Below are 17,469 nucleotides of genomic sequence, written 5' to 3' on the forward strand. Positions count from 1 at the left end.
GGAGAAAATGTAAAAGATGTCTAACTATGATTTTGATTTAATAATTATCGGGGCAGGCCCTGGTGGTTATGTAACAGCGGCTCGAGCAGCAAAGATGGGTTTAAAAACCGCAATTGTTGAAAAAGATAACTGAGGTGGAGTCTGTTTAAATGTTGGATGTATTCCTACTAAGACGTTACTAAAGGGCGCAAAAGTTTTTCATTATATTGAAAATGCTGATAAATATGGTGTTGCTATTAAAGATAAAAAAAATATTGAAATTAATTGAAAAGTAATGCAAGATCGTAAAACTGGTGTTGTTAAAGGTTTAACTGGTGGAGTTGGCTTTTTAATGAAAGCTAATAAAGTAGAACAATTATTAGGGATTGGAAGTGCTATTGATAAAAATACGATTTTAGTGAAAGCTAAAGATGGTAAAGAAAAGAAATATACTACTAAATATATGATAATTGCTACTGGTTCAAAAGTAAAAATGTTTGATAATCCTAATGGTCCACAAGGTTTAAGTGAAAAAGATTTAAAAACAAACCAAACATTATTAACTTCGACTGAAATTCTTTCTTTAAAAGAAGTTCCAAAAACACTAACTATTATTGGTGGTGGTGTTATTGGAATTGAGTTTGCTTGTTTATTTAGTACACTTGGTACTAAAGTTACTATTATTGAATATTTAGATCGTATTTTAGCATTACTAGATGAAGATATTAGCACAACTTTAACTAAAATTCTTGAAAAAAATGGTGTTAATATTATTACTGGTCATAGTGTTAATGAATTAAAGGATAAAACTTTAACTTATTATGCTGCAACCGATAAAGAACATAAAAAACCATTAACAGTAACTAGTGACTATTGTTTATTAAGTACTGGAAGAACGCCGATTACTGAAGGTTTTACTAATTTAGGAATTCAAATTAAGCCTAATCAAGCATTTGCCGTAAATAATAAATTGGAAGCTTTAGATGCTAACAATAATGTTATTGATAATATATATGTAATTGGAGATGCTAATGGTCAAAGAATGCTTGCTCATGTTGCATCAACACAAGGATTAGCAGCGCTTAATAATATTTTAGTTAAAGAAGGTAGAACGGATGCTGATAATCATCCATTGAAAGAGCAAGAAGTAGATTATAATAAAATGCCTAGTTGTATTTATTCATTCCCAGAAGTGGCAAGTGTTGGTTTAACTGAAACTGAATGTAAATCTTTAGGTAAAGAATATTTGATGAAGAAAATACCATTTACTATTAATGGTAAGGCATTGGCTGATGGTGAGACTGATGGTTTTGTTAAAATAATTATTGATAAAAAATATGGAGAAATCCTAGGTGCTCATATTTTATGTTCAACGGCTACTGATATAATTGCTGAAATTGTTAATATTATGCAAACGGAAGGTACTATTGTTGAATTAGCCTCTTCTTGTCATCCACATCCAACAATGTCAGAAGTAGTTATGGATGTTGCACAAGATTTAGAATTAGAATGATACAAAGTTAATAAAAAATAGAAAATAATAAAAATGTACCTAAAAATTTAAAGGTACATTTTTATTGTAAAATTAATATAATATTGATTAAATTAAATTAAGTAACGTTTTTGTTTTATTGTTTGTTTTTATAATTTTTTATGTTAAGATTTGTTTGTTATTAAAATATATAAAATTGGTTTTTAAAACCTAGAATTAGCGATTTTTATGTATGGATATTCAACAAGATTTTTATGTTAAAAAGATTTTTTATGCTTGTTATGTTAAAAATGTAATTTTACCTATTTCTTTTTTAAATAATATTGGGAATGTTAGGGGTAAGTCTTATGTTGGCAATAAACAAAAATTAAGAAATAGTACTGTTCGTACTAAAACTAATTTAATTCAAAAAGCATTACATAATTTTTATAATAGTAAAATGTTAAGTTTTGTTACTTTAACTTATAAAGATAATATAAAAGATATTAAAAAAGCAAAAAAAGATATTCGTTTATTTTTTCTTAAACTAAAGAAGTGATGAAATGACCCTAAACGTTTTCATTATTTAGGAGAATTAAAATATTTTTATGTTTATGAATATCAATCTCGTGGTGCTATACATTTTCATATAATTTTTAATAGAAAGATACATAAAAGTATGTTAGCAGAATGATGAACTCATGGTTTTAATGATTTAAGGGTAGTTAAAAAAGGTACTAATGAATTTGTTATTAAATATTTAGGAAAATATGTTACAAAAGCAATAGATGATGTTAAGTCTTTAAATCAAGCAGATATAGGTGTAAAAGCTTATGCTTTTAGTCGTAATTGTAAAAATCCTATTGTAGTTCGTGGAATTAAGAAATTAACAATTGCAGATATAATTAAAGCAAGTTTTAATGCAACAAATGTGTTTTATTTTAAAACTCAAAAAGATAATAATAGTGATACTGTTATGATTGGTGGGATTATTGAAAGTACTGTTGTTAATGATTATTTTAAAGAGTATGAAGATTATGAACGCTATTTATATTTAAGTGCTTTATCGTATAAGCATTATTTACGGACTAGTGAAATCGGTTATTTAATTCAAAGAGATAAAGATGTTTTGACTTGGACAGAAAAAGTTTTTGGTAATAAAGTTGAAAAAATAGATTTTAAGAAAAAAGTTTTACATTAAATTTATTTATATATTTTTATTTTTTATATTATAATTATTTTAAAAAGGAATATAGAAAGGTTAAATATAATGGATTTATTTGGTATTAGAAAAAAGAGAATAAAATATTGGAATGGCAACCCTTTTTAGGACTATTGGAATGGCAACCCTTTTTAGGACTATTTTTTGGTAGACATTTGTTTTTGATAACTAATTGGAGTTAGGTAGTTTAGAGTACTGTGAATTCTTATGTTGTTATATCAATTGATGTAATCAAATAATTCTAATTTTAATTGGATTAATGATGTAAAATTTTTATCATTAATAAATTCAATTTTGAAAGTTTTAAAAGTTGCTTCAGCAACAGCATTGTCATAAGGACATCCTTTTTTGCTTAAAGATCGAGTTATGTTGAAAGCTAATAAAAGTTTATCAATAGTTTTATTATTGAATTCATTACAGCGATCAGTATGAAATATTTCAATATCTTTTAAACAGTGATTTGATTGCATAAATGCTTGATATACTAATGATGCATCTTTTTTAACTCCAACCTATGTCCAATAATTTCGCGGTTAAATAGGTCGATTAATAGGCAAATATAGTTTCATTTACCATTAACTTGAACATAAGTTAAATCACTAACAATAACTTCATTTTTAATTCTATTATTAAAGTTTCTATTAACAAGATTGGTTATTTGACTATCATTGACTTTATTATGATAATTTTTGAATGATAATTTAGTGTATTTTGATATTAAATCTGCTAATTCATAATTTCTTTAATTTTTCTGCGTGATAAATAAATTTCTTGGTTTGCTAGTATGACTTTTAATCTTCTAGTACCATAAACTTCTTTATTTTCTTTAAAAGCACTAATAACAGCTTGTTCATAAATATTATTTTGAATTTTATTTTTTTTCTTTAAATTAAAATAATATGTTGATTTAGAGAGTTTTAAAAAATGACACATTGTGCGAATTTTATATTTAGATTTATTATTTGCAATAATCTCTACTTTCTGCCTATTATTAGTGCTGCTTGCTTTAAAATATCAATTTCCATTCGTAACTGTTTTAATTCTTTATTTGCTTGAATTAATTGTTTTTCTAAATCTGAAAGATTATCTTTAGTTTTAAAACTACCTGAATTAGTAAATTGCTTAATTCAATTGTAAGTAGCTGCTCTTGTAACATTGTTGGATGGGTTACACTTTATTGGACACTAATTACATAGACAAGTGAACAAATTAGTTAAAAGAAAGGAATTATAATTATGGTCACTATTAACTCATATTCAGATGAATTTAAAAAACAAATAGTAGCTTTATATCAAAGTGGCAAATCAGTATCTTGCCTTGTTAAAGAATACAATGTTACAAGAGCAGCTACTTACAATTGAATTAAGCAATTTACTAATTCAGGTAGTTTTAAAACTAAAGATAATCTTTCAGATTTAGAAAAACAATTAATTCAAGCAAATAAAGAATTAAAACAGTTACGAATGGAAATTGATATTTTAAAGCAAGCAGCACTAATAATAGGCAGAAAGTAGAGATTATTGCAAATAATAAATCTAAATATAAAATTCGCACAATGTGTCATTTTTTAAAACTCTCTAAATCAACATATTATTTTAATTTAAAGAAAAAAAATAAAATTCAAAATAATATTTATGAACAAGCTGTTATTAGTGCTTTTAAAGAAAATAAAGAAGTTTATGGTACTAGAAGATTAAAAGTCATACTAGCAAACCAAGAAATTTATTTATCACGCAGAAAAATTAAAGAAATTATGAATAAGCATAATTTAATATCAAAATACACTAAATTATCATTCAAAAATTATCATAATAAAGTCAATGATAGTCAAATAACCAATCTTGTTAATAGAAACTTTAATAATAGAATTAAAAATGAAGTTATTGTTAGTGATTTAACTTATGTTCAAGTTAATGGTAAATGAAACTATATTTGCCTATTAATCGACCTATTTAACCGCGAAATTATTGGACATAGGTTGGAGTTAAAAAAGATGCATCATTAGTATATCAAGCATTTATGCAATCAAATCACTGTTTAAAAGATATTGAAATATTTCATACTGATCGCTGTAATGAATTCAATAATAAAACTATTGATAAACTTTTATTAGCTTTCAACATAACTCGATCTTTAAGCAAAAAAGGATGTCCTTATGACAATGCTGTTGCTGAAGCAACTTTTAAAACTTTCAAAATTGAATTTATTAATGATAAAAATTTTACATCATTAATCCAATTAAAATTAGAATTATTTGATTACATCAATTGATATAACAACATAAGAATTCACAGTACTCTAAACTACCTAACTCCAATTAGTTATCAAAAACAAATGTCTACCAAAAAATAGTCCTAAAAAGGGTTGCCATTCCATCTAAGAAAAATAAGAAAGATGTTAAAATAGAGTAAACCTATATTATTGGTCGAAGCCAACCAGAACCTTGGTTGGTTGGCCGTGGCGTTTACGCCACTGGGGTAAGTTGCGAAGCAACTAGGGGCAACGCCCCTATATACTTGAAAGTATTGCTTCTTCTTTTTTTATCAAAAAAATAATTAGTGGTATTACTGTTAATTTCTTTTTGTAAATATTTATTTCATGTAGTTATTTGTTCAAATTGTATATTTTCTAAATTTTCATTACATAAATTATTATTTTCTGACGTTCTTTTTTTAAATAGTGTTCGAAATGTTTTTACTTCATTTTGTTGCATTTCTGTTTTATCTTTATCTTCTAATAATTTGCATATAATGCTATTTTTTTCTGTTCGGCATTTAATAAAAATATTTTCTTTACATTTCACTGCTTGTTCTCAATTTTTATCTTTTTCAATATCAAAATCATATTTATTTGTTGACATTTTATTATTGTTCCTTTCAATATAAAAAAATGTTAATTATGTCACTTTGGAGAAAAAACCAATAGTAGTGACAAGTTAATTTTATAATGATATTTAAAAATATAAATATTTTTAAATATCAAGATTAGATATAAAAAAAATAATATATATTTTGATTTATGTTTTTTAATTTGTATAAAAAAGTGTAAAAAAATTACTTTAATTTTTTACTTAGAAAATTAAAGTAATTATTATTTTTAAATAACCTTATTAATTTGATTTTTTGTTTTATATTCAACAAATATTTTTTGAAAAAGAGGATCTGTTAAAACATTATTTAATACTAGTTGTTCATATGTTTCATAGTTGTGATTTCTTTGCACATAATATGTTTCATAAGCAAATAAGTGCATAATCATATTACCAATGGTAGGATTACTTTCTTTGTTATTTTTTCAAAGTATTTCTTGTAGTTTAATACCGTGTTTTTTAAATAACATATTCATTGAATGTTTTATTTTATGTGGTCTAGTTAATATTAATTTTTCAATGGCACTACTAATATTAAGACCATTAGCAAATATATCATCTAAACTATGAATAAAATTTCTCAATTGAATTAATTCAAGATCTTCAAATAATTGTTCATTATCTTGCAAAATTTTTTTCATTAATAACATTTTAACATGACTATCATTTTGTTCAATATAAATAGGAATTTTAATCATATTAGTGAAACTTCTAATGATTGGAATTAATTCTTGTTTAAATTGATAGCCTAAATGGTAGTGAATTATAAAAAATAATAATAAAAGATTTTCATATATTTTATTTAAATTCAAAAAGGTAAGTGATTTTTTATGTTCATCTATTGTTTTAATAAATGACTGATGGAATTGAGTGATAATATTAATAATATCTTGTGAAGTATTTTCCAAACATACGTTTTTAAAATTGGTAAGTATAGTTTTTTTATATATAAGATTTGCATTATTAAATTCTTTTAAAGCATTTTTATAATAATCTGTTGTGAATGTTTCTGAAAGTTCTTTTTGTAAACTATTAATTTTTTCTTCATCACAAAGAATAACTGCATCTTGATAGTTTAAAAATAAAACAATTCAATTTATACACATTTTTTTTTGATCAACAGTTAAATTTGTATCAACGAAACATTGGAATAAAGCACCGCCAGTTTCAATGATACACTCATCAGCTGTTTTGTTAATTAACATTATTTGGCACCTAACTTTCTTTTTTTGTAGTTTTAATAATTTAATTAAAAAGTGTTTTAAGGTCAACTATTTTCTTTAATATTCTATCATTATAAATGACTTTTTTTAAATTTTAGTAAAAATTACCAATTTTAATATTTTTTAACTTGTTTAAAAGATATTATTAACTTTAAATTCTAAAATGTTATTTTTAAAATTATTTAATGATTTTAAAGTAGGTTATTATTATTATATTTATATAACATCAACATATACTTTAAAATTGAAGTAATGCTCATATTTTATCTCAAATTCTTTATACAAGGGAGTCTAATAATTTTTAAATAAGTATAATTTGTTATGCAAGTTTTTTATAAACTTGGGAGCGTACCGATGTTGTCAATAATATTCAAATTTGTCTTTAAATTATAAGTTCTATCACCAATCATATGCTTTAAAATTTGTTTAATATTAGTTTCAGTAAAGCAACCAATATTTTCAACTAATGCTTGATTTAATACGCCATCTTTTGCATTAACAAAATAACCAACTTTTAATTTTTTATATTGTAAAGTCAATGATTGTAAAAAAACAATTAATTCATAATATTGACCTTTGGAAAATAAATTTATTGCATTTTGATAGTGTAATTTAGCAATTTTATTTTTTCTTCTTCCAGCCATTATGCCAAGAAATAAAACATGAAAAGCATGGAATTTATCTAAAATAAATTTAGCATTTAAAATTGTAGCAGTTTTTCTAATTCATTTTGCACTATCTCCACAAACTATTAAATTTGCTTGGTCAAAATTTTCAAAAAATAAATTACCATATTTTTCAATTAATTTGGCAGTTTTTTCAGCACCAATTTCTGTTTTTGATACTCTAATTTTACATACAGCTCTTTTATTAATTAATTTTCCATTCTTCTTTTTACCAGTACATAATACTAATAATCTCATTGAACATTTTTTACAATTTTTAGTATTATGTTTTTCATTAAACTTAAATTTTCTATGTCCATCATCAATATTTACATATAAATTTTGATATGGTTGTAATGGTATTTTGAGGATATTGGCTTTTGGTAATTGAAACTTTTTATATGTTCTACAAACTGTACTATTACTTATTAAACCTTCAATAAAAGTATCACAAACATCATGATACTTTTTACCATCTGCAAAATATTTCAAAATTTGTTTAATAACATTAGGTGCAAGTTTACTATATTTTTTAACACCAAGATAATTATCTAACAATGAAAGAAATTCCATTTTTTGTGTTTTTGGATGGGTTACACTTTATTGGACACTAATTACATAGACAAGTGAACAAATTAGTTAAAAGAAAGGAATTATAATTATGGTCACTATTAACTCATATTCAGATGAATTTAAAAAACAAATAGTAGCTTTATATCAAAGTGGCAAATCAGTATCTTGCCTTGTTAAAGAATACAATGTTACAAGAGCAGCTACTTACAATTGAATTAAGCAATTTACTAATTCAGGTAGTTTTAAAACTAAAGATAATCTTTCAGATTTAGAAAAACAATTAATTCAAGCAAATAAAGAATTAAAACAGTTACGAATGGAAATTGATATTTTAAAGCAAGCAGCACTAATAATAGGCAGAAAGTAGAGATTATTGCAAATAATAAATCTAAATATAAAATTCGCACAATGTGTCATTTTTTAAAACTCTCTAAATCAACATATTATTTTAATTTAAAGAAAAAAAATAAAATTCAAAATAATATTTATGAACAAGCTGTTATTAGTGCTTTTAAAGAAAATAAAGAAGTTTATGGTACTAGAAGATTAAAAGTCATACTAGCAAACCAAGAAATTTATTTATCACGCAGAAAAATTAAAGAAATTATGAATAAGCATAATTTAATATCAAAATACACTAAATTATCATTCAAAAATTATCATAATAAAGTCAATGATAGTCAAATAACCAATCTTGTTAATAGAAACTTTAATAATAGAATTAAAAATGAAGTTATTGTTAGTGATTTAACTTATGTTCAAGTTAATGGTAAATGAAACTATATTTGCCTATTAATCGACCTATTTAACCGCGAAATTATTGGACATAGTGTTGGAGTTAAAAAAGATGCATCATTAGTATATCAAGCATTTATGCAATCAAATCACTGTTTAAAAGATATTGAAATATTTCATACTGATCGCGGTAATGAATTCAATAATAAAACTATTGATAAACTTTTATTAGCTTTCAACATAACTCGATCTTTAAGCAAAAAAGGATGTCCTTATGACAATGCTGTTGCTGAAGCAACTTTTAAAACTTTCAAAATTGAATTTATTAATGATAAAAATTTTACATCATTAATCCAATTAAAATTAGAATTATTTGATTACATCAATTGATATAACAACATAAGAATTCACAGTACTCTAAACTACCTAACTCCAGTTAGTTATCAAAAACAAATGTCTACCAAAAAATAGTCCTAAAAAGGGTTGCCATTCCACTTTTACATGTAATCCTTATGATAAATATCATCCATTTTATTTAAAATACTGTACGCCATTTTTACCATTAAATGATAAAGTGATGGAAAATCTTAAAAAAAATGGCAAAATTTATTATGAAAATCAAGATATGTTTAGTGGTTTAGGTTTATTTGTTTTAAGATTTACTATTCAACCATTTTGAAATAAATTACCAGATATTCAAAAAAGAACATTATTAGAAATGAAAAAAAGTAATCCTGATGAATTTAATACTGTTTTTTATGGTTTTGAATTTTTAGATAGTGATGCAACAATTTTCCCATTTCAAAAAACTGTAAAGTGCTGACAACCATATGATTTAAAAGAATTTTATAATTCAAAAAAAGATATGTATAAATTTGATTTTTATTCAGTTGGTGTGGATTGAGCAACTGGTCATAAAGACCATACTGTATTTATAGTAGTGGGTTTTAAAGAATATAATAATACTGGTTATTATGATGCTTATATTATTTGTGAATTAGTAGTTACTCCAAATGATTTTATAAATGAAAATGAAAAAATTAATGCTTATGTTAATGAAATTTTAGGATTAATTGATAATTTTGAAAATTTTGAACAAGCAATTTATTTTTATGATGATAAAGCACGAACTGCCATTGATTGATTAAATCAAAAATTAATAGATGAACATAATACTATTTTAATCACACAAACTGCTATTAAACATGCTTCAAATTTAAATCAAGAAGCAGGATTAACTAATAGAGTAGTTTGAATGAGAAACATTATGAGTTATGGAAACTTTTATGCAAATAAAGATGATTTACCAAAGACTACTCAATGTTTAGAAGAATTACGTTATGACCAAACCAAAACTAACATTCCTGATAAAAATATGTATCAAGACCCGTATGATGGATTATTTTATGCATTGTATCCATATAAAAATGTAATTAGGGGTAAAAATAATGCTACTGTGAAAAAAAGCATCTTCACATTTGCCATATAATAAACAACTACAATATCATTAATAGTATAGGTATCACAAAATAAACGCCTTTTATTTAGGCGTTATTTTGCGTTTAAAAACGTACTTGTAAAAATAATCAAAAATAGTACAATTTATAAGTAAAATCAAGGAAAAAAGGAGTAATTTAATATGAAAACATGAATAAAAGCAAATTTAAGTAAAATAACATTAGCATTAGCACTAACTGGTGCTACAACTGGAACAATAGGATTAATCATGGGAGGTGCTTACCCATAATCTTAGTGGACTTAAATATTATTTAAATTCATATAAAAAACCTATAATTGGTGTTCAGAAAATATGAATGTCTGAAATTCATGGTATTTCAGTTTCTATAAAAAGTGAATTTAAAATATACTTTGCTGATAATCCTAAAAAAACAAAATTTTATAATGGTGGAGATACTATTGAAAGAATAGATATACCATGAGATGGCAATTATCCATATGGTTATTTTAATAAATAACGGAAATGTTTAGTAATCTGTGTAACTTACAAAAATAACTATGTTTAATTAATTCTAGTAAATATAATTAAATGACTAGAAAGAGTGAGTTACAGATGGCTAAAAAAGATAACTTTAATAATAATGATCCAATATCAAAAGCAGTAGATTTATTACTAGAAAATACTGAAGATTTAACAACAGTTTTTAAACCTGGCGGTTTATATAAAGAATTAACAAAAAGATTAGTTGAAAAAATGTTGAATTCTGAAATGCAAAATTATTTAGGATATGAAAAAAATCAACATAGTACTACTGAAAATGCTCGTAATTGTACAAGTTCAAAAAAATTAATAACTCAACAAGGTAAAATTGAAATTGATGTACCAAGAGATCGCAATAGTAAGAGGCTTTTTAATAATCTGTGTATCTTTGTTTTACAAAGTTACTAATTTAGATTAATTCTGTCTTCAAATTTTATCATAAAATGAGCAATTGCTGTATTTCAATTTTGAATAGGAAATGTTCATTTTTTTGTTATATTTTCAATTGCCAAGTAAAATATTTTGAAAACTGCCATATCATTAGGAAAAACTTTTTTATTTCTGATGATTTTTCGTAATTGACTATTAACAGATTCAATAGCATTTGTAGTATAAATCACTCTTTTGATTTCTACTGGATAACTAATAAAAACCATTAAATTATCTCAATTTTTATATCAAGATTTAGTAATTTGAGGATATTGTTTATTTCATTTACTTTCAAACGATTCTAAAGCTTGCATTGCTTGTTCTTCACTACATGCACTATAAATTGGTTTTAAATCTGCAACTAGACATTTTCGATGTTTGTATGAAACATATTTTAAACTATTTCTAATTTGATGAACAATGCATAATTGATGTTCTGTTTTAGGATAAACTGATTGTATTGCTTCTGACATGCCTGTTAAATTATCACTACAAGCAATAAGAATATCATTTAAGCCACGATTTTTCATTTCTGTGAAATTAGATAATCAAAACTTAGAACCTTCATTTTCACTAATTCATAATCCTAAAACATCTTTTTTGCCTTCTAAATCAACTCCTAATGCTATATAAACTGATTTGTTAATAATCCGTTTATCTTGTCGTACTTTAACTACTATACAATCAAAATAAACAATAGGATAAATACTTTCTAATGGTCGATTTTGTCATGCTTTAACATCATCAATAACATCATCAGTAATTTGACTAATAACACTTTCACTAATATCAGCACCATGATATAACTCTTGCAACTGCATTCTAATGTCAGATAATGTCATTCCTTTTGCATACAAGGAAAGAACTTGTTGATCAAAACCATCAAATCTTCTTTGCCTTTTAGGAACTATTACAGGAGTAAAATTACTATTGCGATCTCTTGGTACATCAATTTCAATTTTACCTTGTTGAGTTATTAATTTTTTTGAACTTGTACCATTACGAGCATTGTCACTATTACTATGTTGATTCTTTTCATATCCCAAATAATTTTGCATCTCAGAATTCAACATTTTTTCTACTAATCTTTTTGTTAATTCTTTATATAAACCGCCAGGTTTAAAAACTGTTGTTAAATCTTCAGTATTTTCTAGTAATAAATCTACTGCTTTTGATATTGGATCATTATTATTAAAGTTATCTTTTTTAGCCATCTGTAACTCACTCTTTCTAGTCATTTAATTATATTTACTAGAATTAATTAAACATAGTTATTTTTGTAAGTTACACAGATTACTAAACATTACCAATAGTAATTTTACTCCTGTAATAGTTCCTAAAAGGCAAAGAAGATTTGATGGTTTTGATCAACAAGTTCTTTCCTTGTATGCAAAAGGAATGACATTATCTGACATTAGAATGCAGTTGCAAGAGTTATATCATGGTGCTGATATTAGTGAAAGTGTTATTAGTCAAATTACTGATGATGTTATTGATGATGTTAAAGCATGACAAAATCGACCATTAGAAAGTATTTATCCTATTGTTTATTTTGATTGCATAGTAGTGAAAGTACGACAAGATAAAATGATTATTAATAAATCAGTTTATATAGCATTAGGAGTTGATTTAGAAGGCAAAAAAGATGTTTTAGGATTATGAATTAGTGAAAATGAAGGTTCTAAGTTTTGATTATCTAATTTCACAGAAATGAAAAATCGTGGCTTAAATGATATTCTTATTGCTTGTAGTGATAATTTAACAGGCATGTCAGAAGCAATACAATCAGTTTATCCTAAAACAGAACATCAATTATGCATTGTTCATCAAATTAGAAATAGTTTAAAATATTTTTCATACAAACATCGAAAAGGTCTAGTTGCAGATTTAAAACCAATTTATAGTGCATGTAGTGAAGAACAAGCAATGCAAGCTTTAGAATCGTTTGAAAGTAAATGAAATAAACAATATCCTCAAATTACTAAATCTTGATATAAAAATTGAGATAATTTAATGGTTTTTATTAGTTATCCAGTAGAAATCAAAAGAGTGATTTATACTACAAATGCTATTGAATCTGTTAATAGTCAATTACGAAAAATCATCAGAAATAAAAAAGTTTTTCCTAATGATATGGCAGTTTTCAAAATATTTTACTTGGCAATTGAAAATATAACAAAAAAATGAACATTGCCTATTCAAAATTGAAATACAGCAATTGCTCATTTTATGATAAAATTTGAAGACAGAATTAATCTAAATTAGTAACTTTGTAAAACAAAGATACACAGATTATTAAAAAGCCTCAAATTTAAATACAGCAATTGCTTATTTTATGATAAAATTTGAAGACAGAATTAATCTAAATTAGTAACTTTGTAAAACAAAGATACACAGATTATTAAAAAGCCTCATTCAAGTACAAAGTCTCTAATTTTTTTATTAATATCCTTAGTATTTTTTAATTCTTTTTCTAGTTTTTCTACAGTGTTTTTACAATCTTGTATTATTTTTTTTAGTTCTTCAATGTTTTCTTTTGAATATTTTAATTGTTTTTCTAATTTTTCTTTATCATATTGAGATTGTTTTAGTTTTTTTTCTAATTTTTGGTTATTATTTATATAATCTTTTAATTCTTTTTCTAATTGTGTTTTATTTTCTTGTATTATTTTTTGTAAATATCTAATATTTTTTTCTGCTTCTTTTAATTGTTGTTCTAATTTTTCTTTAATACCTTTAGATTCTCTTAATTCTGCTGCTTGTTTTGCTATAGTATATCTAGATTTTCTTAATTCTTTTTCTAAATTTTCATTATTATCCTTATAATCTTTAAGTTCTGTTTCTAGTTTTTCTTTATCATTTTCTACTTCTTTTAATTTTATTTCTAGTTTTGCATTATTATCTTGAGTTTCTTTTAATTCTTCTTCTAGTTTTTCTTTATTATCCATATAATCTTGGATTATTTCTTGTAAATGTTCAATACTTTCTGTTGCTTCTTTTAAGTTTGTTTCTAATTTTGTATTTTTATCTTGAGTTGCTTTTAGTTCTTCTTCTAAATTTTCATTATTATCCTTATAATCTTTAAGTTCTGTTTCTAGTTTTTCTTTACTGTCTTGAAATTGTTTTAATTGTGTTTCTAATTCTTTTTTATTGTTTTTTGAATCATTTAATTCTGTTTCTAATTTTGTATTATTATCTTGAATTTTTTTTAATTCTTCTTTTAGTTCTTTAACTTTATATTCAAAATTTTTGTTTTCTTTTACTGATTTTGTATAAAGATTGCTTATTTCGTCTAATTTATTACATGTTTCTTGTAATTTTTTATTTAATTTCTCAATTTTTTTATCACATTTATTGCTAGTGGTAATACCTCATCAACTATCAACATCAGATTTTTTTACTATATTTTTATCTTTATCATTTATCATTTTTAAAGTACCCCTTTTTAAATATAAATATTTATTTTTAATAATTGAGATTTATTAAAATATTTTTAATTAAATTTTCATTTATTTTTTTAAATTACTTTAAATAAATCTCAAATAAAGTTTATATGTGAAAAAAACAATATACAATATATTTTTTCAAAGATAAAACTAAATAAAAAAACTATTTATTTGATTTTAAGCAAATTAATAAAAACACCTATAAGTTTTATTTTAATATATAATTTTTCATATATGAAAATAACTTAAATGATATTTAACATTAAAAAAATGTTTTTTTAATTTTCATAAAGCAAAAATGGTTTACAAAAAATATTAACTAGATATAGTAAATTATTATTTTTTTAACAATAATATCTGTATACTAAAATTATATGAAAAATAAAATAGTATTTTACACAAAAATGTTAACACTATATAATAAGAGTTATTTTTAATATAAAAAAGGAGTAAGAAATGCGTTTTATAGATGTAACAAAATTAAAAGTTACTGCTGGCAAAGGTGGTGATGGTGTTGTTGCTTTTCGTCGTGAACTTTATGTAGCCAAAGGTGGTCCATCTGGTGGAGATGGAGGAAGAGGCGGTAATATTATCTTTATTGGTGATTCGGGTATGAATACTCTATTAGACTTACGTAAAAATAAAGAGATAACTGCTGAAGATGGTAAAAATGGTGCACCCAAAAATATGCATGGACGTAAAGGAACCAATACTTATGTAAAAGTTCCATTGGGTACCATTATTAGAGATAACAAAACTCAAAATATTCTTGGTGATATTATTAAAGATAAACAAGAAATAATAATTGCTGCCGGTGGTCTTGGTGGACGAGGAAATGCTCGTTTTGCTTCGGCAATAAATCGAGTACCTAAAATATGTGAAAAAGGAATGACTGGACAACATTTTGAAATAATTTGTGAGTTGAAATTATTGGCTAATGCCGGATTAGTTGGGTTGCCTAACGCCGGTAAATCAACATTATTAGGAGCTATTTCTGCTTCAACTCCAGCAGTTGCTGATTATCCTTTTACTACTCTTAATCCGCATTTAGGTGTTGTTAGAGTTGATAAAAATAATAATTTTGTTATGGCGGATTTGCCTGGATTAATAGCGGGAGCTAGTTTAGGAAAAGGATTAGGTTTACAATTTTTGCGTCATATTGAACGTTGTCAAGTTTTAGTACATATGATTGATATTAGTGATAAGACTCAAGATCATTTTTTAAATTATCAATTAATTATGAGTGAATTAGAAAGTTATAATAAAGATTTGACAAAAAAACCGCATTTAATTGTTGCAAATAAAATTGATTTACCAGATGCAGAAACTAATTTAGAGAAATTAAAAGAACAAATTAAATTACCAATAATTGCAATTTCTGCTATGAAACATATTAGTTTGGATATATTAATTAAAGATATTGCTAAAGCTGTTGAAAAAGAACAACTGCATCAAGTTAATAATGATGAAAATAATGAAGAACATATTCTTTATGAATATATTAATAAAGAAGAAGTTCCACAAGTTTTTATTACTAAAATTGCAAGTAATCAATGAACTATTTCTGGTAAAACCGTTGAAGTAATATATCAAAAAAATCCTTTAAATAATTATCATAATATTTTATTATTTAAAATTAAATTACAAGATTTAGGAATTTATGATGAATTAAGAAAGCAAGGAATAAAAAAAGGTGATCATGTTAAGATTTTTAATTATGATATGATTTGAGAAGAAGAATAAAAAAGGGCAAAGGAAAATAGGAAATGGAAATAGTAATTAGTTTATTGGTAGTTATTTTAATTATTAGTAGTATTGGTGGCTTAATAATTTATATGCAAATTAAAAAAAGTCAGAATGTTACTAGTGACCCAATTGCACAAGATTTTTTAAAAATGCAAGTAGAAACTTTAAAAGAACAATTAAATGATTTTAAAATATCATGAAATGGTTCAGATCGTGATAAAACCGAAAAATTAATTAATTTAATGAGTAATATTGATAATTTTCAAAAAAATTTAGATAAAAAAGAAGATGATTATAAACGCAATGCTGATGTCATTCAAAGACAAGTAGTAGATGTTATTAAAGATTTAGCAAAGTTACAAGAATCATCAACTGTTTTAGGAAAAATTAATGATAATATTCAAAGTTTACAAGAAGTTTTTATTAATACTAAAAAACGTGGTAATGTTGGTGAATTTGTTTTAGAAAAAATTTTGACTAATATGTTGGGTTCAAATCAAAAATTATGAGAACGACAATATAAAACAATTGATGGCAAAGTTGTTGATGCCTATGTAAAAACAGATTCTGAAAAAGAAGGAATTGCTATTGATTCAAAGTTTTCAATTGATAACTATCAAAGGTATTTAGTAAGTGAAGATATTAAAGTTAAAGAAAATTATTTAAAAGATTTTCGTAATGATATTCGTAAACGAATTGATGAAGTTGGAAAATATATTAATATTAAAAATAAGATTTCTAGCGCAGTAATGTTTATTCCTTCTGAAGAAATATTTGCTTTTATTTACGCACAATTTGCTGATGATATTGTTGAATATGCTTTTAAGAAACGTGTTTGAATTACCTCTCCTACTACTTTATCTGCTGTTTTATTTACAGTTGATAAAAATCGTAAAGACATTGATTTCAATAAAAATTTAGAAAAAATGGCAAAAAAATTACGTTTATTCAAAGATGATTTTGATCGTTGGGTTGATAGATGAGAAAAAGTTAAGTCTGGTTTTGATACAACTAATAAAGCCATTGAAACTTTAGATAAAACCCATAATAAAATTGCTGGACATTATAACAATATTTTTGAAATGTCTGAAGAAATAAAAGAGAGCGAATAA

At 24.2% G+C, this 17,469-nt stretch carries 13 protein-coding genes and 4 pseudogenes; 10 read left to right on the plus strand and 7 right to left on the minus strand.

Going from position 1 to position 17,469, the window contains the following annotated elements; genetic code table 4:
* Positions 1–16: 16 nt before the first annotated feature.
* Positions 17–1,513, plus strand: coding sequence for a dihydrolipoyl dehydrogenase (gene lpdA / locus AACK94_RS04240; RefSeq protein ID WP_338975260.1), 1,497 nt, complete (start codon positions 17–19; stop codon positions 1,511–1,513).
* A gap of 190 nt (positions 1,514–1,703) precedes the next feature.
* Entirely contained in the window at positions 1,704–2,651 is a 948-nt protein-coding gene (locus AACK94_RS04245; RefSeq protein ID WP_338975261.1) for a rolling circle replication-associated protein, read from the plus strand.
* Between the two features lie 158 nt (positions 2,652–2,809).
* Here AACK94_RS04245 and AACK94_RS04250 read toward each other — a convergent pair whose 3' ends face one another.
* Together AACK94_RS04250 and AACK94_RS04255 are read right to left on the minus strand one after the other, a co-directional pair.
* The gene (locus AACK94_RS04250; protein ID WP_338975262.1) at positions 2,810–3,142 is read right to left on the minus strand and encodes an IS3 family transposase; all 333 of its coding nucleotides are present in this window, start codon (positions 3,140–3,142) and stop codon (positions 2,810–2,812) included.
* 256 nt (positions 3,143–3,398) lie between these two features.
* Complete coding sequence (locus tag AACK94_RS04255) at positions 3,399–3,605, minus strand: IS3 family transposase (protein ID WP_338975264.1); 207 nt, start codon at positions 3,603–3,605, stop codon at positions 3,399–3,401.
* A 302-nt stretch (positions 3,606–3,907) separates the two neighbouring features.
* Here AACK94_RS04255 and AACK94_RS04260 point away from each other — a divergent pair.
* Positions 3,908–5,024 (plus strand): annotated as a pseudogene (locus AACK94_RS04260) (IS3 family transposase).
* A gap of 112 nt (positions 5,025–5,136) precedes the next feature.
* Here AACK94_RS04260 and AACK94_RS04265 read toward each other — a convergent pair.
* From AACK94_RS04265 to AACK94_RS04275, 3 genes and pseudogenes are all read right to left on the minus strand, one after another.
* Complete coding sequence (locus tag AACK94_RS04265) at positions 5,137–5,532, minus strand: hypothetical protein (protein ID WP_338975265.1); 396 nt, start codon at positions 5,530–5,532, stop codon at positions 5,137–5,139.
* Positions 5,533–5,768: 236 nt separating this feature from the next.
* Positions 5,769–6,746, minus strand: coding sequence for a hypothetical protein (locus tag AACK94_RS04270; RefSeq protein WP_338974992.1), 978 nt, complete (start codon positions 6,744–6,746; stop codon positions 5,769–5,771).
* Between the two features lie 350 nt (positions 6,747–7,096).
* Positions 7,097–8,008 (minus strand): annotated as a pseudogene (locus AACK94_RS04275) (Mbov_0401 family ICE element transposase-like protein); the annotation flags it as partial.
* A gap of 82 nt (positions 8,009–8,090) precedes the next feature.
* Between AACK94_RS04275 and AACK94_RS04280 the strand changes: the two are divergent.
* The 4 genes and pseudogenes from AACK94_RS04280 to AACK94_RS04295 form a co-directional block, all read left to right on the plus strand.
* Positions 8,091–9,208, plus strand: a protein-coding gene (locus AACK94_RS04280) for an IS3 family transposase (RefSeq protein ID WP_338975221.1) whose coding sequence is annotated in 2 segments (ribosomal slippage) — positions 8,091–8,361 and positions 8,361–9,208 — 1,119 coding nt in all. Because the reading frame shifts where the segments join, the coding sequence is not laid out codon by codon here.
* Between the two features lie 106 nt (positions 9,209–9,314).
* Positions 9,315–10,226 carry a hypothetical protein gene (locus AACK94_RS04285; protein WP_338975267.1) on the plus strand — a complete coding sequence of 304 codons (912 nt, stop codon included), beginning with the start codon at positions 9,315–9,317 and terminating at the stop codon, positions 10,224–10,226.
* A gap of 244 nt (positions 10,227–10,470) precedes the next feature.
* Positions 10,471–10,713: a hypothetical protein gene (locus AACK94_RS04290; protein ID WP_338975268.1), complete on the plus strand. Its 243-nt coding sequence runs from the start codon at positions 10,471–10,473 to the stop codon at positions 10,711–10,713.
* Between the two features lie 95 nt (positions 10,714–10,808).
* Positions 10,809–11,096 (plus strand): annotated as a pseudogene (locus AACK94_RS04295) (transposase); the annotation flags it as partial.
* Between the two features lie 44 nt (positions 11,097–11,140).
* Here the strand turns inward: AACK94_RS04295 and AACK94_RS04300 are convergent.
* Entirely contained in the window at positions 11,141–12,379 is a 1,239-nt protein-coding gene (locus AACK94_RS04300; RefSeq protein ID WP_338976334.1) for an IS256 family transposase, read from the minus strand.
* Positions 12,380–12,473: 94 nt separating this feature from the next.
* On the opposite strand from AACK94_RS04300, the pseudogene AACK94_RS04305 reads away from it, so the two are divergent.
* Positions 12,474–13,430: pseudogene (locus AACK94_RS04305) on the plus strand (IS256 family transposase); the annotation flags it as partial.
* Positions 13,431–13,522: 92 nt separating this feature from the next.
* Here AACK94_RS04305 and AACK94_RS04310 read toward each other — a convergent pair.
* A complete protein-coding gene (locus AACK94_RS04310) occupies positions 13,523–14,593 on the minus strand; it encodes a hypothetical protein (protein WP_338975270.1) in 1,071 nt (356 codons plus the stop codon).
* Positions 14,594–15,067: 474 nt separating this feature from the next.
* Between AACK94_RS04310 and obgE the strand changes: the two genes are divergently transcribed.
* Together obgE and AACK94_RS04320 are read left to right on the plus strand one after the other, a co-directional pair.
* Complete coding sequence (gene obgE / locus AACK94_RS04315) at positions 15,068–16,354, plus strand: GTPase ObgE (RefSeq protein ID WP_338975271.1); 1,287 nt, start codon at positions 15,068–15,070, stop codon at positions 16,352–16,354.
* Between the two features lie 23 nt (positions 16,355–16,377).
* Positions 16,378–17,469, plus strand: coding sequence for a DNA recombination protein RmuC (locus AACK94_RS04320; protein WP_338974852.1), 1,092 nt, complete (start codon positions 16,378–16,380; stop codon positions 17,467–17,469).

Source organism: Spiroplasma endosymbiont of Monopis laevigella, assembly GCF_964019975.1.
In the GTDB taxonomy this organism is placed as follows: Bacteria; Bacillota_I; Bacilli_A; order Mycoplasmatales; family VBWQ01; genus Spiroplasma_E; species Spiroplasma_E ixodetis_A.